This window comes from Brevundimonas sp. (assembly GCF_023259385.1).
Classification (GTDB): domain Bacteria; phylum Pseudomonadota; class Alphaproteobacteria; order Caulobacterales; family Caulobacteraceae; genus Brevundimonas.
Window position 1 is genome coordinate 1 of record NZ_JAHFPF010000034.1, and the last position, 19,281, is coordinate 19,281.

Genomic DNA, 19,281 nt, shown 5'->3' on the forward strand with positions numbered 1-19,281 from the left:
GGTCGCGGGTTCCGACACGGGATCGGACAGATTAAGCGGCCACCGTTGGCGTGGAGGCTTCATCAGGCGGTGATCTCGTCTCGAACGGCGTCGTGGTGACGCCCGCTGGGGGACGACAGAACCCTAGCGACTCAAAGGCGCAGAGCAAAGGCGAGCCCGGACGATTCCGGCGGGCTTCAGCACTCGTGCTTGCGGTCGCCCGAGACGGTGATGACGGTGGAGGGGGTGTTGGAGCCGCCACAGTCGCGGACGCGGTGGATTTCGCGTTCGGGCTTCTGCGGGGCGCTGAGATCCAGGCCGAACTGCGACAGAGCCGCAGCGGCGAGCATGGCGACGAAGCTGGCGATCATCTCGATCAGCGCTTGCATCGCCGATCCCCCTTGTCCGAATGACGGACGCTGTTATGCGCCGAAATCTCGTCTGAAACAATGCGGCGCACATGAACAAAGCGTCACCATTGACCGTTCCCGGCTTCGCGTGGGAACGGAAAGGCGTGGCGCGCGTCTCCTGATGGGGGAGGCGCATGCCGCCGTCATGCGAATCGGTCAGGCGTAGCGGCATGGAAGAGCACGACAGACTGTTTGCGCCCGGCCGGAACTGCTGGCGCGTGGAGACGGCGAACCGCTTCGCGGTCCTGATGGAGAACGCCGCCTATTTCGCTGCGCTGCGCTCGGCGCTGGACAAGGCGCAGCGGTCCGTCGTGGTGCTGGGCTGGCAGTTTGACCCGCGCACCCGGCTGCATCCGGACATCGCGGACGCCGGTCCGCTGGATGAGATCGGCCATCTTCTACGCATGCTGGTTAAGACGCGCCCCGAATTGGACGTGCGGCTGCTCATCTGGAAGTCGCCGCTGGTCATCGCCGCCTCCCAGGGGTTCTTCCCGCAACGGGCCCAGCAGTGGTTCCGCAAGCGGATGGTCGAGTTCCGCCTAGATCCGCCGCCCGCGCCCGGCGCCTGCCATCACCAGAAGGTGGTGATCATCGACGACGCGGTGGCCTTCTGCGGCGGCGGGGACATCTCGGTCGACCGCTGGGATTCCTGTGAGCACCTGGACGACGATCCGCGCCGCTGCATGCCCTCGGGCCTGATCGCATCACCCCGGCACGAGGTGATGTGCGTGGTCGATGGCCCGGCCGCGCGCGCCCTGGGCGACCTGGCCCGCGAGCGCTGGCGGCTGGCGACGGACGAACAGACCATCGTCGACGAGGCCCCCGGCGATCCCTGGCCGGACGGGGTGGAGCCGGATCTCACGGACACGCCCTTCGCCATCGCCCGCACCGAGCCCGGCTGGGGTCAGCGGACCGAGGTGCGCGAGAACGAGGCCCTGCACCTGGACGCCATTCGCAGGGCCAAGAAGCTGATCTATCTGGAGAACCAGTATTTCACCTCGCCGGTCATCGCCGCAGCCCTGGCCGAGCGGCTGGCCGAATGGGACGGACCGGAGGTGGTCTTGGTCTCGACCGGCGGCAGCCCGAGCTGGTTCGACAAGATGACCATGGACACGGCCCGGTCCGAGGTGCTGTTCCGGCTCGAGCAGGCGGATCGCAACAACCGCTTCTTCGCCTTCGCCCCGCACACGGCCCAGGGGGAGCGGATCATCGTGCACGCCAAGATGTCGATCTATGACGACGAGGTCCTGCGCATCGGGTCGACCAACCTGAACAACCGCTCGCTGGGCTTCGACACCGAGTGCGACGTGGCCGTGGAGCCTGGGACGGCGGCGGGGCGGGAAACCATCCGCGCCTTCCGGCACCGGACGCTGGGCCACTGGATCGGCGTCGAGGGGGAGGTCTTCGCCGCCGCGGAGGCTCTGGCGGAGTCGGTCGGAACGGCGGTGCAGCAGTTCGGCAACGGCCGGATGCGTCTGCTGGGCGCCACGCCGCCGTCCAGCGTCGAACAGATCATCGCCGAGTTCCAGCTGGGCGATCCGACCTCGGTCCGCGACGCCTTCCGTCCGTGGCGGCGGCGGGCGACCTCGCACCGCCGGCGGGCGATTACGGACGCCTGATCTCGAAGTCGACGATCAGCGGCAGGTGGTCCGAGGCCATCCGCGCCAGCGGCGAGAAGGGCGCCTTGACCGCCGTGACCACGATCTCCGGGCTGGTGAAGCAGTGGTCGATGCGGATGGCCGGGAAGCTGGACGGGAAGGTCTTCACCGACGGCTTCAGCCCGAGCGAGCGCTGGCAGTCGGCCAGCCGGCGCGCCAGCGTCTGGTAGGGGCGGGTGACCGAGGTGGCGTTGAAATCGCCGGTCAGCAGCGTCGGGCCGACGCAGTCCGGATGCCCCACCCACTGCTCGCCGACCAGGGCCGCCGCCTGCAGGCGCTGCTCGCGCGGGACCAGGCCCAGATGGGTGTTGAAGACGTTCAGGGTCACGCCGTCGATCTCGATGGCGACCCACAGGGCGCCGCGCGGCTCCAGCCCCGGCACGCCGCGCACCGAGGGCAGGGGGCCTGAGCGCATCAGCCGCTCGGGCAGGTGGGTCAGGATGGCGTCGCCGTACAGCTCGGCCTCGACCCGCATGGCCGGATGGAAGTGGTAGCTCATGGCCAGCTGGTCAGCGATCGAGCGGGCCTGGTCCACGAAGCCGGTGCGGGCGCGGCCCACGTCCAGCTCCTGCAGGCAGACGATGTCCGGCTCATGCTCGGCGATGACGCCCGCGATGCGGCCGACATCCAGCTTGCGGTCCACACCGACGCAGCGGTGCACATTGTAGGTCATCAGGCGGGGCATGACGGTTCGGTCGGCTTCGCGGGCGGGCTAGAGCGAAATCGGTTGAGTTGGACGGCGTCCAACTCGGCTCAGATTTCGCTCGAGTTTGATGTTGGACCATTGGTTGGATTCAGGTCGAGCCGACCTGAAGCAAAAATGGTCAAGGGCATTTCCGCCCTGAATGCGACTCCAAAGGGGCGCCGCCCGCTCAGATAATGACCAGCTTGTCCTCGATTTCGTTGCGGTCGCGGGGCGACGGCGGGAAATGTTCGGCCAGCACGGCGCCGCACAGGCCGACGGCGGCTTCGAACCCGGCCGCCGGATCACGGCGCTTCAGGCCCCGGGCCAGAGCCTCGACGGCGTCGGCCCAGACGGTCTGGTCGACCTTCGAGTGAATGCCCTCGTCGGCGATGACCTCGACCTGATGGTCCGCCAGCGAGGCGAACAGCAGCACGCCGGTGCGCGCCTCGGTCACGTGCAGGCCGTGGGCGAGGAACTGCTGCATCGCCGCCTTGTGCACCCGGGCGCGGCGCACGCTGCGCGGAGTGACCCAGCGGCGCACGACGGGCAGGGATGTCAGCAGGAAGACGGCCAGGAAGATCGCCGACTGGATCAGGGCGTAGGCGGTCAGCGCATGACCGATGGTGGTCTCGCGGGCGGCCAGGTGGGCGGCCTCCCAGCTGTCGGTCAGGCCCGGAATCCAGTCCGGCTCGAACCCCAGCGGGATCAGCCCCAGTGGCAGCAGCAGGGCCGCCGCCGCGGCCCAGCCGAAGGAAACGTCGCGATAGGACGAGACGCGCCGGGCCAGGACGCAGAAGATTTCGCCCGAGGTGGTCTGCTCGGCCGCCGCGATGGCCGCGGCGATGCGGGCGTGGGCTTCGGAGGTCGCTTGCATCACCATCCGCCCGAGGCCCCTCCGCCGCCGAATCCGCCGCCGCCGCCGCCGAAGCCGCCGCCTCCACCGCCTCCGCCGCCCCAGCCTCCGCCGCCGCCGCGCCCGCTGTTGCGCATGGCTTCGCTGGCGGCCCAGATCAGGATCGGGCCCAGGCCGCTGCTGCGTCGCCGGCCCCGGCCGGACGCGCCGCCCAGCAGGCCGAGCAGCAGGAAGAGGAAGACCACGGCGATCAGCACAGCCGGGCCGATCGGCAGGCTGGACCTGGGCCGCTCGGCGACCGCCGCGCGCGCCTGCGCCTCGGCGGGGTCGAGCCGCAGCTGCGCGTCGATGGCGTCCACGCCCGCGGTGACGCCCCGGTCGTAGGAGCCCTCGCGCAGGGGCGGCAGGATGTCGTTGTGGATGATCAGGGCCGAAAGGGCGTCGGTCAGCACCGGCTCGAGACCGTAGCCGACCTCGATCCGGACCTTGCGCTCGTCGCGGGCGATGATCAGCAGGACGCCGTTGTTCTTGCCCGCCTGGCCGATCCCCCAGGCGCGGCCCAGCTGATAGCCGTAGTCCTCGATGGGATAGTCCTGGAGGTCCGGAACGGTGACGACCACCACCTGATCGGTGGTGTCGCGCTCCAGCGCTTCCAGCTTCGTCGTCAGCGCGGCCTCGGTCGCGGGCGAGATCAGGTCGGCCCCGTCGACGACCCGCCCGGTCAGGGACGGGAACCGCGGGCCGTTCTGCGCCGAGACGGGGCTCGCCGCCAGCCAGACGGCGGCCAGCAGGACCGCGACGAACGCGGCCGCGCGGGTGGTCAGTCCCTCAAGACCTCGCGGGATCACCGGGCGGGCGCGGCCGGCGGTGCGGAGCCCGGCGCCGCCGAAGGCGCGGGAGCGGCGGGGTTCAGGGCGTCGAAATTGACGCCGGGCGCGGACTGGGCGGCCTCGGTGGCGCTGAACGACTGCATCGGCTGCGAGCCGCCGTGGATGGTCTTGGCCCAGATCACCGTCGGGAAGGTGCGCAGCGAGGTGTTGTAGTCGCGCACGGCCTCATTGTAGTCGCGGCGGGCGACCGCGATGCGGTTCTCGGTGCCTTCCAGCTGCGACTGCAGGGCCAGGAAGTTCTGGTTCGACTGAAGCTGGGGATAGTTTTCCGTCACCATCAGCAGGCGGGACAGGGCCTGGGACAGCTCGCCCTGGGCGGCCTGGAAGCGCTGGAAGGCCTGCGGGTCGTTCAGGGTCTCGGGCGTCACCTGGACGGCGGTGGCGCGGGAGCGGGCCTCGATCACCTGGGTCAGGGTGGTGCGTTCCTGCACCGCCGCGCCCTGAACGGTGGCCACCAGGTTGGGCACCAGGTCGGCGCGGCGCTGGTACTGCGACTGGACGTCGGCCCAGCGGGCCTTGGCCGCCTCTTCCTTGGTCGGAATGCTGTTGATGCCGCAACTGGCCACGGCGGGGGCGAGAACGACCACGGCGGCGACGGCCGCAAGGCGGGGCGGGATCCGGATCATGGGCGTCTCCTCAGACTGCGTTGAGAAGGACTATTGGGCCGGAGCGGCCCAGGTTCAAGCGTCCAGCGACTCGGCGTCCACACCCGCGGCGCGGCAGGCGGCCGAATAGGTGTTGGCCAGCAGGCAGGCGATGGTCATCGGACCCACGCCGCCGGGGACCGGGGTGATGCGTCCGGCGACGGCGGCGGCCTCCTCGAAGGCGACGTCGCCGACCACCCGGGTCTTGCCCTCGGCGGCCTTGACCGGATCCCTGGAGGGCACGCGGTTGATGCCCACGTCGATCACCGTGGCGCCCGGCTTGATCCAGTCGCCGCGCACCATCTCCGGACGGCCGACGGCGGCCACGACGATGTCGGCGGTGCGGCACAGGGCGGGCAGGTCGCGGGTGCGCGAGTGGGCGATGGTGACGGTGCAGCTTTCGGCCAGCAGCAGCTGGGCCATCGGCTTGCCGACGATGTTGGAGCGGCCGACGACCACGGCGTTGAGACCGGTCAGGTCGCCCAGTTCGGCCCGCAGCATCATGATGCAGCCCAGCGGCGTGCAGGGGACCAGCCCCGGCAGGCCGACGGCCAGACGGCCCGCGTTGACGACGTGGAAGCCGTCCACGTCCTTGTCCGGGTCGATGGCGTCCAGCACGGCGGCGCTGTCGATGTGGCCGGGCAGGGGCAGCTGGACCAGGATGCCGTGGATGCCGGCATCGGCGTTCAGATCGGCGATCAGGGCCAGCAGGTCGGCCTGCGTCGTCGTGTCGGGCAGGCGGTGGGTGTTGGACCGCATGCCCGCGCGCTGGGTCGTCTCGCCCTTGTTGCGCACATAGATCTGGCTGGCGGGGTCCTCGCCGACGATGACGACGGCCAGTCCGGGCTTCACGCCATGGGCGCTTTCCAGCCGGGCCGAGGCCGCGGCGACGCGGTCCACCAGGCCGGCCGCGAAGGCCTTGCCGTCGATCAGGGTCGCGCGGGTGGGTTCGGCCGTCATGGGTTTCGGCTCCGGTCGTCAGGAATCGTGCGGTCCGCGCGATTTACAGAGGGGCGCGTTCGGCGTCTATGATCACTGTCGACTCCCAGGGGATACGCATGCGCCGTCAGACCATTTTCGCCGCCGTCAGCAGCCTGGCGCTCGCCGCCGCCCTGGCGGGGCCCGCCTTCGCCCAGGACGCCCGGCCGCTCGCGCCCGGAGACCAGGTCGAGGGCGAGATCGCCGACGGCGATTCCAATGGTCCCGACAACGCCTACCGCTATGACAGCTACGCCATCACCGCGACCGCCGGTCAGCGGTTCGAGGCCGTGATGCGCGCCGAGGGCTTCGACACCTTCCTGCAGGTCCAGCCGCAGGGCGAGGCCGGGGACGACGAGCCGCTTGCCAGCGACGACGACGGTCTGGGTGAAGGCACCAACTCGCGCCTGCGCTTCGCCGCGCCGGAGGACGGGGTCTATGTCCTGCGCGCCCGGACCCTGTCGGGGACGGAGGGCGGCGCCTACACCCTGAGCCTGACCGAGCGCCCGCCCGCCAAGCCCGCGCCGGAGCCGGGCCAGATCGCCCTGGGCGCGACCGTGCAGGGCGAGCTGAGCGACGACGACGCCGAGACCGACGCCGGCGCCGCCTATGAGGACTGGGCCTTCACCGGCGGCCAGGGCGACCGCGTCCAGATCGGTCTGGACAGCGAGGCCTTCGATCCGGTGGTTCGCGTGGGCCGGATCGCGGACGGCGTGTTCACCGAGCTGGGCATGAACGACGACGGCGGGGACGCCGGCCTGAACTCGCGCCTGGTCTTCACCCTGCCGGAAGCGGGGACCTATGTGATCCGCGCCACGCCGCTCAGCGCCGGCTCGACCGGGGCCTACAGCCTGACGCTGTCCGAAGGCCCGGCCCCGATCCAGGCCACCGCCATCCGTATCGGCGACACCGTTCGCGGCGAGCTGACCGACGACGACGGCCTGAGCGCCAACGAGGAGCACGCCGACGCCTACCGGCTCAGCGGGAAGGAGGGGCAGCGGATCCGCATCGACATGACCTCGACGGCCTTCGACACCTACCTGGAACTGTTCGACGAGAACCAGGTCAGCCTGGCGACGGACGACGACGGCGGGCCCGAGGGCACCAATTCGCGGCTGATCTTCACCCTGCCGCGCGACGGCTCCTATGTGATCGAGGCGCGGGCCTTCTCCGACGCGCGCGGGCGCTACAGCCTGGCGATCTCGGAGGTCGAGCCCGACAAGCCGCCGCAGCCGCTGGCCTTCGGCGCGAAGCTTGAAGGCGAGATCGGCGAGACCGATTCCCGGGACAACGACGACCGGGGTTACGACGCCTTTGTCTTCGACGGCCACAAGGGCCAGCGCGTGCGGGCGATCATGCGCTCGGGCGACTTCGACACCTATCTGCAGATCGGCAACGCCGAAGGCGAGTTCACCCCGCTGGCGCAGGACGACGACGGCCTGGGCGAGGGCACGGATTCGCGGCTGAGCTTCACCCTGCCGGAGGACGGCCGCTATGTGCTGCGCGCCTCGCCGCTGGGGGCGGACGGCAAGGGCCTGTATTCGCTGGAACTGCAGGACCGCGGTCCGCAGCCGCAACCGGGCAGCCTGCTGATCGGCACGAGCGCCCACGGCGTCCTGACCGAAAGCGACGCCACCGCCGACGACAACAGCTTCTATGACGCCTATCGGGTGACGGTGAAGGCCGACGAGAAGCTGGTCATCATGATGGTCTCCAACGAGGTCGACAGCTATCTGGTCGTCGGGCGCGAGAACGAGGGCGGGACCTTCGAGGGCCTGGCCTCGGACGACGACAGCCTGTCGGACACCCACGCCAAGCTGGAATGGACGGCGCCCGAGGACGGCACCTACGAGATCCGGGCCGGCACCTTCCAGCAGGGCCAGACCGGGTCCTATGCCCTGATCGTCGAGAAGAAGCCTTAAGCCGCGCGGAGCGGTCCCGCATGTCCGACATCGTCAACCGCAAGGACCAGCATCTGGACGTGATCCTGTCCGGCCGCGGGCGGCATGGGCGTGACGGCGGGCTGGACGCGGTGCGCTTCGTGCACGAGGCGCTGCCCGATCTGGACTACGGCAAGATCGACCTGGGCGCGGACTTCCTGGGGCGGCGGCTGAAGGCGCCGCTGCTGATCAGTTCGATGACCGGCGGGCCATCGCGGGCCGAGGCGATCAACGCCCGGCTCGCCGAAGCCGCGCAGCACCTGGGCATCGCCCTGGCCGTCGGGTCGCAGCGCGCGGCGCTGGAGGCGGGCGGGGCGCCGGGGCTGGACATGGCCTTGCGGCTGAAGGCGCCCGACACCCCGATCCTGGCCAATATCGGCGCGGCCCAGCTGACGCGGGGCGTGGGGCCTGACGAGGCGCGCCGGATCGTGGACATGGTCGCCGCCGACGCCCTCATCGTGCACCTGAACCCGCTGCAGGAGGCCTGCCAGCCCGAGGGCGACCGGGACTGGTGGGGCGTGGGCGCGGCCCTGGAGGCCCTGATCCGGACCGTGGACTTCCCGGTGGTGGTCAAGGAGACCGGCGCGGGCCTGTCGGCGGCGACGTGCAGACGGCTGGCGGCCATGGGGGTGGCGGCGCTGGACGTGGCCGGGGCGGGCGGCTCGAACTGGGCCCTGGTCGAGGGTGAGCGGGCGGAAAGCCCGGCGGACAAGGCCCATGCCGCCGCCTTTGGCGACTGGGGCATCCCCACGGCGCGGGCGATCGCCGAGGCGCGGGCGGCTTGTCCCCGGACGCTGATCATCGGCTCAGGCGGGATCCGCGACGGCGTCGATGCGGCCAGGGCCATCCGGCTGGGCGCCGACATGGTCGGTCAGGCGGCGGGCGTCCTGGCCGCGGCGACGGTCTCGACCGAGGCCGTCGTGGCCCATTTCCAGACCGTGATCCGCCAGTTGAAGACCGTCTGCTTCTGCACCGGCTCGGCCAATCTGACGGCGCTGGCGCGGGCGCCGCTGCAGGACTGAAAAAGCGCACTCGGAAAAATGGAGTGCACATCGTGCACTTTTTCCCGTGAGGCGGGGGCTGCGGGGCGAGGTTCCACCGGTAGATTGTCAAAGACCTGAGGGGAGGAACCCTAGCAGGTCGAGGCGTCAGATTTGGGCGTGGGTTCTGCTCCCTTCTCCCGATGGGAGAAGGTGGCGGGGCGGAGCCCCGTCGGATGAGGGTCGGCGGGTTCAGTCGGCCTTAGCCGCCGCCCAGGACGGGGGCGCGGCTCATCGTCGAATGCCGGAAGGCGACCCTCACCCTTTCGCCTGACCAATCGCTGCGCTCTTGGAGGCTCAAGCCCTCTCCCATCGGGAGAGGGGACGGAAACTAGGCCGACGGGAGCAGGTCTCCGGCGAACGCCCGATACCGGCCGGCGCGGACGCCGTCGGTGGCGCGTTCGATGTCCGGGGCGAAGTATTTGTCCGAGACGTAGGGCTCGGCGGCTTCGCGGACGATGCCCCAGACCTGTTCCAGATCGGGCGAGCTGGTCAGGGGGCGGTGGAACTCCAGGCCTTGCGCGGCGGCCAGCAGTTCGATGCCGACGACGGTGGCGGTGTTCTCGGCCATCTCCAGCAGGCGACGGGCGCCGTGGGTGGCCATGGAGACGTGGTCTTCCTGGTTGGCGCTGGTCGGCACGGTGTCGATGACGCAGGGGTGGGCGACCATACGGTTCTCGGCCACCAAGGCGGCGGCGGTGACCTGGGCAATCATGAAGCCGGAGTTCAGGCCGCTCTCCTTGACCAGGAAGGCCGGCAGCTCGCTCATCTTGGGATCGACCAGGATGGAGGTGCGGCGCTCGGAGATATTGCCGATTTCGCAAAGCACCATAGCGATCTGGTCGGCGGCGTAGGCGACGGGTTCGGCGTGGAAGTTTCCGCCCGAGATGACGTCGCCGTCCTCGATGAAGACCAGCGGGTTGTCGGTCACGGCGTTGGCTTCGCGCTCCAGCATGGCGGCGGCGTTGCGCAGCACATCCAGGGTCGCGCCCATGACCTGCGGCTGGCAGCGGAGGGAGTAGGGGTCCTGCACCTTGGCGCAGTCGTGGCGATGGCTGTCGCGGATGGCCGAGCCGCTGATCAGGGCGCGCAGGCGGGCGGCGACGTCGATCTGGCCCGGCTGGCCGCGCAGGGCGTGGATGCGCGGATCGAACGGCGCGTCCGACCCCTTGAGCGCGTCGACTGACAGGGCGCCGGCGGCGATCCCGGCGGCGAAGACGGCCTCGGTCGCGAACAGGCCGGCCAGGGCCAGGGCGGTGGAGCACTGGGTGCCGTTCAGCAGGGCCAGGCCTTCCTTGGGGCCGAGCACGACGGGCTTGAGCCCGAGCTTGGCCATGGCGGCTTCGGCGGAGAGGGTTTCGCCGTTGTGGCGGGCCTCGCCGACGCCGATCAGGACGCAGGACATATGGGCCAGCGGGGCCAGGTCGCCCGAGGCACCGACCGAGCCCTTGGACGGGATGCAGGGCAGGACGTCGGCGTTCACCAGGGCGATCAGGGCCTCCAGCGTGCCGCGCCGGACGCCCGAGGCGCCCTTGGAGAGGCTGGCGATCTTCAGCACCATCAGCAGGCGGGTGACCGCGTCCGGCAGCAGGGCGCCGACGCCGCAGGCATGGCTGAGGACGAGGTTCTTCTGAAGGGTTTCAAGGTCTTCCGGCGCGATGCTGGTGTTGGCCAGCAGGCCGAAGCCGGTGTTGATGCCGTAGACGGTGCGCCCCTCGGCGAGGATGGCGGCGACGACGGCCGCGCTCTTCTCGACATCGGCCCAGGCGGCGGGGGTCAGGCAGACGGTGACGGGGCCGTCGAGGACCGTGCGGAGCTGCGCGAGGGTAAGTGGCGATTGGCCGATGGTGATCTGGGTCATGAGGAGGCTCGGCAGGACGTTTCGGCGAATGGCAAGGTCAGGGTGGCGTGGGGACCCGGAGGAGACTCCGGCAAGCGGGGGAATTGCGCGTAAGGGAGCGTCGCCGTAATGCTGGATCTGGCTGGAATCCGGATCTGACAGTCGGGGCAGTAGCCCGTGTTCTCCTCCCGGATCGAAAAGCGCCTGCCGTCGTCCTCGACGCGGACCCGCTCCGATGCGAAATGCATCTGGCCCTCGCGCGTCGGCCAGGTATTCGAGTCTATGCAGCGATCAAAGCTGGACGGATTCGCGAGAGAAAGCAGAAAGGCGGCTCGGGTGGGCTCGACGCGCAGGTCCAGTGGCGGCCGACCGGAGAAGTCGGGCAAGGCGCACGCCGAAAGGGCGAGAGCGGCTCCTGCGACGGTCATGAAAGCCGCGGCTTTCACTTCAGGCTCGGCAGGTTGAGCCCATGGTCACGGGCGGCTTGCTTGGCGATCTCGTAGCCCGCGTCGGCGTGGCGCATGACGCCGGTGGCGGGGTCGTTCCACAGGACCCGTTCGAGGCGGGCGGCGGCTTCCGGCGTGCCGTCGGCGACGATGACCACGCCGGAATGCTGGCTGTAGCCCATGCCGACCCCGCCGCCGTGGTGCAGCGACACCCAGCTGGCGCCCGAGGCGGTGTTGAGCAGGGCGTTGAGCAGGGGCCAGTCGGAGACGGCGTCCGAGCCGTCCATCATCGATTCCGTCTCGCGGTTGGGGCTGGCGACGGAGCCGCTGTCCAGGTGGTCGCGGCCGATGACGATAGGGCCCGAGAGCTCGCCCGAGGCGACCATGTCGTTGAACATCAGGCCGGCGCGGTGGCGGTCGCCCAGGCCGATCCAGCAGATGCGCGCGGGCAGGCCCTGGAAGGCGATGCGCTCGCCCGCCATGTCGAGCCAGCGGTGCAGGCCCGCGTTGTCGGGGAAGAGCTTCTTCATCGCCGCGTCGGTCTTGCGGATGTCCTCCGGATCGCCGGTCAGCGAGGCCCAGCGGAACGGGCCGACGCCGCGGCAGAACAGGGGGCGGATGTAGGCCGGGACGAAGCCGGGGAAGTCGAAGGCGTTGCTGACGCCCGCATCGAAGGCGACCTGACGGATGTTGTTGCCGTAGTCGGTGGTCGGGACGCCCATCTTCTCGAAGGCGAGCATGGCGTTGACGTGGTCAACGATGGAGGCGCGGGCCCCGGCGACAACGGCGTCGGGATCGGACTGGCGCTTCGCCTCCCATTCGGCGACGGTCCAGCCCTTGGGCAGGTAGCCGTTGACGAGGTCGTGGGCACTGGTCTGGTCGGTGACCAGATCGGGCCGGACGCCGCGCTTCACCAGTTCAGGCAGAACATCCGCTGCATTGCCCAACAGCCCGACAGAAATGGGTTTTCCGGTCTTCTTGGCGTCTTCGATCAGGGCCAGGGCCTCGTCCAGCGTCTCGGCCATGACATCGAGGTAGCGGGTCTTCAGGCGCATCTCGATACGGCTGCGCTGACACTCGACGGCGAGGCAGGAGGCGCCGGCCATGGTGGCCGCAAGGGTCTGGGCGCCGCCCATGCCGCCGAGGCCGGCGGTCAGGATCCACTTGCCCGACCAGTCGCCGCCGTAGTGCTGGCGACCGGCCTCCATGAAGGTCTCATAGGTGCCCTGAACGATGCCCTGGGTGCCGATGTAGATCCACGACCCGGCCGTCATCTGGCCGTACATCATGAGGCCCTTGCGATCGAGCTCGTTGAAATGCTCCCAGGTCGCCCATTTGGGCACCAGGTTGGAGTTGGCGATCAGCACGCGCGGGGCGTCGGCGTGGGTGCGGAAGACGCCGACCGGCTTGCCCGACTGGACCAGCAGGGTCTGGTCCGCCTCGAGGTTGCGCAGCTCCTCGACGATGCGGTCGAAGGCCTGCCAGTTGCGGGCCGCCTTGCCGATGCCGCCGTAGACGACGAGGTCTTCCGGACGCTCGGCCACCTCGGGATCAAGGTTGTTCATGAGCATGCGCAGGGCCGCCTCGGCGGCCCAGGTCTTGGCGGTCATCTCGGGTCCGCGCGGAGAGCGGACGATGCGGGCGTTGCTGTTGGTCATGGGGTCAGGCTCGCTGGCTGATCGCGAAGTCGCGGGCGGCGGTGAGGACGGCGCGCAGGGTGCGCGTGATGGGCGCGGCGCGGGCCGCGTCGAAGGGGGTGGGCCAGGTCGAGGCGTCCATGACGGCGGGCTCGTCGATATAGCCGCGGCAGGCCAGCTCCATCTGGATGGCGTGGGTCCCGGTCTCGGGGCGGCCGTAGTGACGCGTGGTCCAGCCGCCCTTGAAGCGGCCGTTGACGACATGGCTGTCGCCGGAGGCGATGCAGGCGGCCTCGACCGCCGCGGTCAGGGCCGGGTCGCAGGTGACGCCGCCGTTGTCGCCGATGTTGAACTGCGGCAGCTCGCCGTCGAACAGGCGCGGCACGTGCGAGCGGATCGAATGGGCGTCGTAGAGGACGACGGGGCCGTCGGCCGACAGCCGCGCGATCTGGGCGGTCAGGGCGGCGTGGTAGGGGTCGAAGAATTCGGCGCGGCGGGCCTCGATCTCGGCCGCGTCGGGCTCCTGGCCGGGCTTGTAGAGGGGCTCGCCGTCGAAGGTCTCGGTGGGGCACAGGCCCGTGGTGGTCATGCCCGGATAGAGGGACTGGCCCGACGGGTCGCGGTTCATGTCGATGACGCTGCGCGAGATGGCGGTGCGGACCGTGGTCGCGCCCAGTTCGGTCGCGAAGGCGTAGAGGCGGTCGATCCACCAGTCGGCGTCCTTGCGGGCCCGCCAGGGGTCGGCCATGCGCGCCTCGATGGCCGCCGGGATGTCGGTTCCGGTGTGGGGGAAGGCGATGATCAGGGGGGCGTCGCCGGGCGCCACCGTCAGCCAGTCCGTCATCTCCGCCTCCTTGCCAGTTTCTCGATTATGTATAGACATATTCGCGACGATGGAGAGTTGTCCAGTGCCGGATCAAGCCGCCCACAGCCTGTTCTTCCGCCGCGCCCTGCTGCCGCAGGGCTGGACGGCGAATGTGAGGATCGCCGTCACGGACGGGGCGGTCACGGGGGTGGAGACGAACGCCGTGCAGGGCGCGGGCGAGGCCGATCTGGGCGTCGTCCTGCCGGGCCTGTCGAACGTGCACAGCCACGCCTTCCAGCGCGCCATGGCCGGGCTGACCGAAGAGCGCGGACCGAACGAGGGCGATGACTTCTGGTCCTGGCGGGCGCTGATGTACCGCTTTCTCGACCGGGGCGGGCCCGAGGAGATCGAGGCGATCACGGCGCTGGCCTTCGCCGAGATGCTGGAGGGCGGCTTCACCCGGGTGGGGGAGTTCCACTATCTGCACAACGACCCCGACGGCCGGACGTACGCGGACCGGGGCGAACTGGCGGGGCGGATCGCGGCGGCGGCGGACGGGACCGGGATCGGCCTGACCCTGTTGCCGGTCTTCTACGCCCATGCGGGCTTCGGCGGGACGCCGCCCGCGCACGGACAGCGCCGCTTTATCAATGACATCGACGGCTTCGCGAAGCTGATGGATGAGAGCCGGCGGATCGTCTCGGCCCTGCCGGACGCGGTCGTCGGGGTGGCCCCGCACAGCCTGCGGGCCGTGACGCCGGAGGAGATCGCGGCCGTGGTCCCGATGGCCGGCGACGGGCCCGTGCACATCCATGCGGCCGAGCAGACCAAGGAAGTCGACGACTGCCTGGCCTGGTCCGGCGCGCGGCCGGTGCAATGGCTGCTGGACAATGTCGGGCTGGACCGGCGCTGGTGCCTGATCCACGCGACCCATCTGACCGGCGACGAGACGACGCGAATGGCGAAGAGTGGGGCGGTGGCGGGCCTGTGCCCTGTGACCGAGGCCAACCTCGGCGACGGCGTCTTCCCGGCGGTGGAGTTCCTGGCCCAGGGCGGGACCTTCGGCCTGGGAACGGACTCCAATGTGCTGATCGACGCCGCGGGAGAGCTGCGGGCGCTGGAGTACAGCCAGCGGCTGACCCGGCGCGGCCGGGCGGTGCTGGCGGACAAGGAAGCCTCGACCGGCGGGACCCTGTACCGGCGCGCGCTGGCGGGCGGGGCGCAGGCGACCGGCGGGACCACGGGCATCGCGGTCGGCCAGGCGGCGGACTTCGTGACGTTGGAGACGGACGACCTGGCCTATGCGGGCCGGACGGACGACGCCCTGCTGGATAGTCTGGTCTTCGCCGGACCGAAACGGGCCATCCGCACGGTCTGGCGGCGGGGCCGGGTGGTGGTCGAGAACGGCCGCCATGTGGGCCGGGACGCCATCGAGGCCCGTTATCGCCGGGCGCTGGACGCCGTGCTGGGCGGATGAGCGCCCTGCATCGCCGCATCGGCGCGGACATTGAGCGGCGGATCCTGACCGGCGAATGGCCGCCGGGCGCGCGGGTGCCGACCGAGGCCGAGCTTCAGGCGGAATACGGCTGCGCGCGGATGACCGTGTCCAAGGCCCTGACCGACCTGTCGGCGCGCGGGCTGATCCTGCGCCGGCGCCGGGCGGGGTCCGTGGTGGCGCGGCCGCCGGTGCATTCCGCCGTGCTGGACATTCCCGACATCGCCGCCGAGATCGAGGCGCGCGGCATGGCCTATGGCTATGAACTGCTGGAGCGGTCCGAACGGGCGGCGACGGATGAGGAGGCGTGGCTGGGCGCACGGGTCGTGGCCCTGGCCTGCCTGCATCGCGCCGACGGCGCGCCCTTCGCGCTGGAACGGCGGCTGATCGGCCTTCAGGCCACGCCCGAGTCGGCGGACGAGCGCTTCGAGACGGTGTCGCCGGGCGGCTGGCTGCTGAAGCGGGCGCCATGGACCGAGGCCGAGCACCGGATCGCGGCGGTGGCGGCGGACCGGGAGACGGCCCTGCGGCTGGACCTGGCGCCCGGCGAGGCCTGCCTGAAGCTGGAACGCCGGACCTGGGCCGACGGCCTGGGCGTGACCTGGGCGTGGCAGACCTTCCCGGGGCAGGCCTATGATCTGGTCGCCCGCTTCTCTCCCGCCCGACCGGAGGCCCGATGACCCGCCTGCTGACCGACTGCCATGTGGCGACGATGGCGGGCGAGACCGCCTATGGCGCCATCGAGGACGCGGCGATCCTGATCGAGGACGGCCGGATCGCCTGGGTCGGGCCGCGGGCCGAGGCGCCGGCGGCCGATGTCGTGGAGCGGCTGGACGGGCGCTGGGTCACGCCGGGGCTGATCGACTGCCATACGCATCTGGTGTTCGGCGGCGACCGTTCGGGCGAGTTCGAGCAGCGGCTGGGCGGGGCGACCTATGAGGAGATCGCGCGCGCCGGGGGGGGCATCGTCTCATCGGTGAAGGCGACCCGTGCGGCGAGCGAGGATGAGCTCTACGCCTCGGCCCTGACCCGGCTGGACGGTCTGAAGTCCACGGGCGTGACGACCGTGGAGATCAAGTCCGGCTACGGGCTGGACCGGGACAGTGAGCTGGCCATGCTGCGCGTGGCGCGGCGGATCGGGCGCGAGGCGGGGGTGCGGGTGCGCACCAGCTATCTGGGCCTGCACGCCGTGCCGCCGGAGCTTAAGGCGGACCGGGGCGCCTATGTCGACCTGGCCATCGACCGGATCCTGCCGGACGCCCACGCCGAGGGGCTGGTCGACATGGTGGACGCCTATTGCGAGCCCATCGCCTTCACGACCGACGAGGTCAGCCGCCTGTTCGAGAAGGCCAGGGCGCTGGGCCTGCCGGTCAAGCTGCACGCCGACCAGCTGTCGGACGGCGGCGGCGCGGCGCTGGCGGCGAGATACGGCGCTTTGTCGGCGGACCATGTGGAGCACACGACCGAGGCGGGCGTGACGGCGATGGCGGAGGCGGGGGTGGTCGCCGTGCTGCTGCCGGGGGCCTTCCTGATGCTGCGCGATACCACGCCCCCGCCCATCGCGCTGTTCCGACAGCATGGCGTGCGGATGGCGGTGGCGACGGACTGCAATCCCGGCACCTCGCCGGTGGCGTCGATGACGGCGGCGCTGAACCTGGCCTGCGTGCAGTTCCGCCTGACGCCGGAAGAGGCGCTGGCGGGGGCGACGCAGGTGGCGGCCAAGGCGCTGGGCCTGACCGAGGTCGGGACCATCGAGGCCGGCAAGACGGCCGATCTGGCGGTGTGGGACATCAGCCGCCCGGCCGAGCTCTGCTATTGGCTGGGCAAGCCGCTGCTGCACGCGCGGTACGTGTCAGGCGAGCTCGCATAGGTAGTTTGTTAAGGCGAATCCCCGCACAATCCGCGGATGAAACGCGATCTGGTCGAGTTCGGACTGGTCGTCGCCACCATCGCGACAACGATCCTGTATGGCCTGTGCGTCAGCCTGCAGGTCGCGGGCGTATTCGCTAATCACGCCATTCGGTGATCGCCGCCACATCGGGGCGCGGCCGCTCCAGCGGGGCCTCGGCCAACGTGCCGATGTGGATGAAGCCCGCCACCTGTTCGCCGTCCTTGACGCCATAGAGGGCCACGGCCTCGGCGTCGTAGCTGTACCAGTCGGTGATCCAGCTGGCCGAATAGCCCAGGGCGTTGGCCGCGTGCTCGATGTTCATGCAGACCGCGCCCGCCGAGAGCTGCTGCTCCCAGACCGGCACCTTCTGGCTGTCGACCGGGACGGAGACAACCAGGATGGTCAGGGGCGCGGCGGTCAGCTTCATCAGCACCTTGCGGGCCTTGTCCGCGCCGGGCTGGCGGTCGGCCAGCGGCAGCAGCTTGTCGGCCAGGTCGGCGCGACCTTGCGGGCCCATGACCACGAAGCGCCACGGGAACAGCTTGCCGTGGTCGGGGCTGCGGGCGCCCAGCGTCAGGATGCGCTCGATCTCCTGCCGCGAGGGGCCGGGGCCGGTCAGGCTCTGGGCCGGAGCGGAACGGCGGCGGGCGAGGCGGTCGGCGAAATCTTCGGAAGCAACGGGGAGGGGGAGGGCGGCGCCCAGATCGGTGTCGGTCATGGGGCCTAGCTAGGCGCGCAGCCGGCTCTGCGCCATACCCGGATCATGACCGACTCCCGCGATATTTTCGACGCCGACCGCCCGCTGCCGATCTGGGATGACGGACGCGACCGTCCGCCGCCGTGGCGGGACGCGGGCGCGACGATCCTGTTCGAGAACCCGTGGATGCGGCTGACCCGCCACGACGCCACGGCCCCGACGGGACACAAGGCGGACTATGTCGTCATGCGGCCGCAGAACATGTCGGTGGGGGTGCTGCCGCTGCACGCGGACGGCACGGTGACCCTGGTCGGTCAGCAGCGCTTCGCCCTGATGAACTGGTCCTGGGAGATGCCGGAAGGCGGCGCGCCGTTCGACGAGGACCCGCTGGAGGGCGCAAAGCGCGAACTGGCCGAGGAGGCCGGGCTGGCGGCGGCGCAGTGGCGGCTGGCCTATCGGGCCGAGATGACCAACTCCATCACCGACGAGCGGGCCATGGCCTGGCTGGCGTGGGATTTCACCGAGGTTCCCATCGCGCCCGACGAGACCGAGATCATCCGCGTCGCTCGCGTGCCGTTCGGCGATCTTCTGCGCGAGATCGGGCGCGGATCGATCCGGGATATGTTTACTCTCGCGACCGTCCTGCGCGCCTACCATATGGCGCGCGAGGGCGAACTGCCGCCGGAACTGGCGAAGGCCATGCTGGCCAGCGTATGATGGCCGCCTGATGGAGCCCGTGATGCCCAAGCTTGAAGTCGTCATCGCCGAACCAGACGCCTGGACCCTGCTGCGCGCCGCCGCCGGAGCCGCGGCCCGGGACGAGCCGCACCTCGCGTCGCAGATGAACGCCGTGATCCTGTCGCACGGCGACCTGGCCTCGGCCCTGAGCTTCCAGATCGCGCGCAAGATGGGCGACGCCGAACTGGGCGCCATGTCGATCCGCGAGGTCTGCCGCGACGCCTTCGAGGCTGATCCGGAGATCGTCGCCGCCGCCGAGGCCGACCTTCTGGCCGTCGCCGAGCGCGATCCGGCGATCCGCTCGCTGCTGCAGCCCTTCCTCTACTTCAAGGGCTTCCAGGCCCTGCAGGCGCACCGCGTGGCCCACTGGCTGTGGACCGAGGGGCGCGACACCCTGGCCTTCCACCTGCAGAGCCGGATGTCCGAGCTGTTCCAGATCGACATCCATCCGGCGGCGAAGCTCGGCTCGGGCCTGTTCCTCGACCACGGCACCGGCATCGTCATCGGCGAGACGGCGGTGGTCGGCGACGACGTGTCGATGCTGCACGGCGTGACGCTGGGCGGCACGGGCGCGGACCGCGGTGATCGTCATCCCAAGATCGGCAAGGGCGTCCTGCTGGGCGCCGGGGCCAAGGTGCTGGGCAACATCACCGTC

Annotated in this window: 18 protein-coding genes; 8 read left to right on the top strand and 10 right to left on the bottom strand. The window is 70.5% G+C overall.

Translation table 11 applies throughout. From position 1 onward, the window contains the following. Nucleotides 1–176: 176 nt before the first annotated feature. A complete protein-coding gene (locus Q0C81_RS04185) occupies nucleotides 177–368 on the bottom strand; it encodes a hypothetical protein (RefSeq protein WP_291833986.1) in 192 nt (63 codons plus the stop codon). A gap of 191 nt (nucleotides 369–559) precedes the next feature. Here Q0C81_RS04185 and Q0C81_RS04190 point away from each other — a divergent pair, with 191 nt between their 5' ends. Further along, complete coding sequence (locus tag Q0C81_RS04190; RefSeq protein WP_291833989.1) at nucleotides 560–2,008, top strand: phospholipase D-like domain-containing protein; 1,449 nt, start codon at nucleotides 560–562, stop codon at nucleotides 2,006–2,008. Here Q0C81_RS04190 and Q0C81_RS04195 read toward each other — a convergent pair. The 5 genes from Q0C81_RS04195 to folD form a co-directional block, all read right to left on the bottom strand. Beyond that, the gene (locus tag Q0C81_RS04195; RefSeq protein WP_291833991.1) at nucleotides 1,995–2,732 is read right to left on the bottom strand and encodes an endonuclease/exonuclease/phosphatase family protein; all 738 of its coding nucleotides are present in this window, start codon (nucleotides 2,730–2,732) and stop codon (nucleotides 1,995–1,997) included. The two genes, Q0C81_RS04190 and Q0C81_RS04195, sit on opposite strands and share 14 nt — an antisense overlap. A gap of 187 nt (nucleotides 2,733–2,919) precedes the next feature. Further along, nucleotides 2,920–3,606 (bottom strand): TPM domain-containing protein, encoded by a 687-nt coding sequence (locus Q0C81_RS04200; protein WP_291833994.1) that lies wholly within the window; start codon nucleotides 3,604–3,606, stop codon nucleotides 2,920–2,922. Beyond that, on the bottom strand, nucleotides 3,606–4,433 hold the full coding sequence (locus Q0C81_RS04205; RefSeq protein ID WP_291833998.1) for a TPM domain-containing protein: 828 nt from the start codon (nucleotides 4,431–4,433) through the stop codon (nucleotides 3,606–3,608). The genes Q0C81_RS04200 and Q0C81_RS04205 overlap by 1 nt, the downstream gene beginning before the upstream one ends. Then, nucleotides 4,430–5,101, bottom strand: coding sequence for a LemA family protein (locus Q0C81_RS04210; RefSeq protein ID WP_291834001.1), 672 nt, complete (start codon nucleotides 5,099–5,101; stop codon nucleotides 4,430–4,432). The genes Q0C81_RS04205 and Q0C81_RS04210 overlap by 4 nt, the downstream gene beginning before the upstream one ends. Before the next feature lie 54 nt (nucleotides 5,102–5,155). Beyond that, entirely contained in the window at nucleotides 5,156–6,079 is a 924-nt protein-coding gene (folD, locus tag Q0C81_RS04215; protein ID WP_291834005.1) for a bifunctional methylenetetrahydrofolate dehydrogenase/methenyltetrahydrofolate cyclohydrolase FolD, read from the bottom strand. Nucleotides 6,080–6,177: 98 nt separating this feature from the next. On the opposite strand from folD, the gene Q0C81_RS04220 reads away from it, so the two are divergent. Together Q0C81_RS04220 and fni are read left to right on the top strand one after the other, a co-directional pair. Next, complete coding sequence (locus Q0C81_RS04220) at nucleotides 6,178–8,019, top strand: PPC domain-containing protein (protein WP_291834008.1); 1,842 nt, start codon at nucleotides 6,178–6,180, stop codon at nucleotides 8,017–8,019. 20 nt (nucleotides 8,020–8,039) lie between these two features. Continuing rightward, nucleotides 8,040–9,059, top strand: a complete 1,020-nt coding sequence (gene fni / locus Q0C81_RS04225; protein ID WP_291834011.1) for a type 2 isopentenyl-diphosphate Delta-isomerase — start codon at nucleotides 8,040–8,042, stop codon at nucleotides 9,057–9,059. A gap of 349 nt (nucleotides 9,060–9,408) precedes the next feature. Here the strand turns inward: fni and hutH are convergent, their stop codons facing one another. The 3 genes from hutH to hutG all read right to left on the bottom strand — a co-directional run bounded on the left by hutH (nucleotide 9,409) and on the right by hutG (nucleotide 13,844). Next, on the bottom strand, nucleotides 9,409–10,938 hold the full coding sequence (gene hutH, locus Q0C81_RS04230; RefSeq protein WP_291834013.1) for a histidine ammonia-lyase: 1,530 nt from the start codon (nucleotides 10,936–10,938) through the stop codon (nucleotides 9,409–9,411). A gap of 421 nt (nucleotides 10,939–11,359) precedes the next feature. Next, nucleotides 11,360–13,021 carry a urocanate hydratase gene (hutU, locus tag Q0C81_RS04235; protein ID WP_291834016.1) on the bottom strand — a complete coding sequence of 554 codons (1,662 nt, stop codon included), beginning with the start codon at nucleotides 13,019–13,021 and terminating at the stop codon, nucleotides 11,360–11,362. Between the two features lie 4 nt (nucleotides 13,022–13,025). Further along, the gene (hutG, locus tag Q0C81_RS04240) at nucleotides 13,026–13,844 is read right to left on the bottom strand and encodes an N-formylglutamate deformylase (RefSeq protein WP_291834018.1); all 819 of its coding nucleotides are present in this window, start codon (nucleotides 13,842–13,844) and stop codon (nucleotides 13,026–13,028) included. A 64-nt stretch (nucleotides 13,845–13,908) separates the two neighbouring features. On the opposite strand from hutG, the gene Q0C81_RS04245 reads away from it, so the two are divergent. The 3 genes from Q0C81_RS04245 to hutI are packed head-to-tail and all read left to right on the top strand — an operon-like array spanning nucleotide 13,909 to nucleotide 17,170. Further along, nucleotides 13,909–15,282, top strand: a complete 1,374-nt coding sequence (locus Q0C81_RS04245) for a formimidoylglutamate deiminase (RefSeq protein WP_367117974.1) — start codon at nucleotides 13,909–13,911, stop codon at nucleotides 15,280–15,282. Next, complete coding sequence (gene hutC / locus Q0C81_RS04250) at nucleotides 15,279–15,980, top strand: histidine utilization repressor (protein ID WP_291834024.1); 702 nt, start codon at nucleotides 15,279–15,281, stop codon at nucleotides 15,978–15,980. The genes Q0C81_RS04245 and hutC overlap by 4 nt, the downstream gene beginning before the upstream one ends. After that, nucleotides 15,977–17,170 carry an imidazolonepropionase gene (gene hutI / locus Q0C81_RS04255; RefSeq protein WP_291834027.1) on the top strand — a complete coding sequence of 398 codons (1,194 nt, stop codon included), beginning with the start codon at nucleotides 15,977–15,979 and terminating at the stop codon, nucleotides 17,168–17,170. Before hutC ends, hutI begins: the two co-directional genes overlap by 4 nt. A gap of 136 nt (nucleotides 17,171–17,306) precedes the next feature. On the opposite strand, the gene Q0C81_RS04260 is transcribed toward hutI, so the two are convergent. Further along, nucleotides 17,307–17,909 carry a nitroreductase gene (locus Q0C81_RS04260; RefSeq protein WP_291834030.1) on the bottom strand — a complete coding sequence of 201 codons (603 nt, stop codon included), beginning with the start codon at nucleotides 17,907–17,909 and terminating at the stop codon, nucleotides 17,307–17,309. Between the two features lie 45 nt (nucleotides 17,910–17,954). Between Q0C81_RS04260 and Q0C81_RS04265 the strand changes: the two genes are divergently transcribed. Continuing rightward, a complete protein-coding gene (locus tag Q0C81_RS04265) occupies nucleotides 17,955–18,605 on the top strand; it encodes an NUDIX hydrolase (RefSeq protein ID WP_291834033.1) in 651 nt (216 codons plus the stop codon). 22 nt (nucleotides 18,606–18,627) lie between these two features. Continuing rightward, a partial coding sequence (locus Q0C81_RS04270) for a serine O-acetyltransferase (protein ID WP_291834036.1) occupies nucleotides 18,628–19,281 on the top strand: 654 nt, incomplete at its 3' end.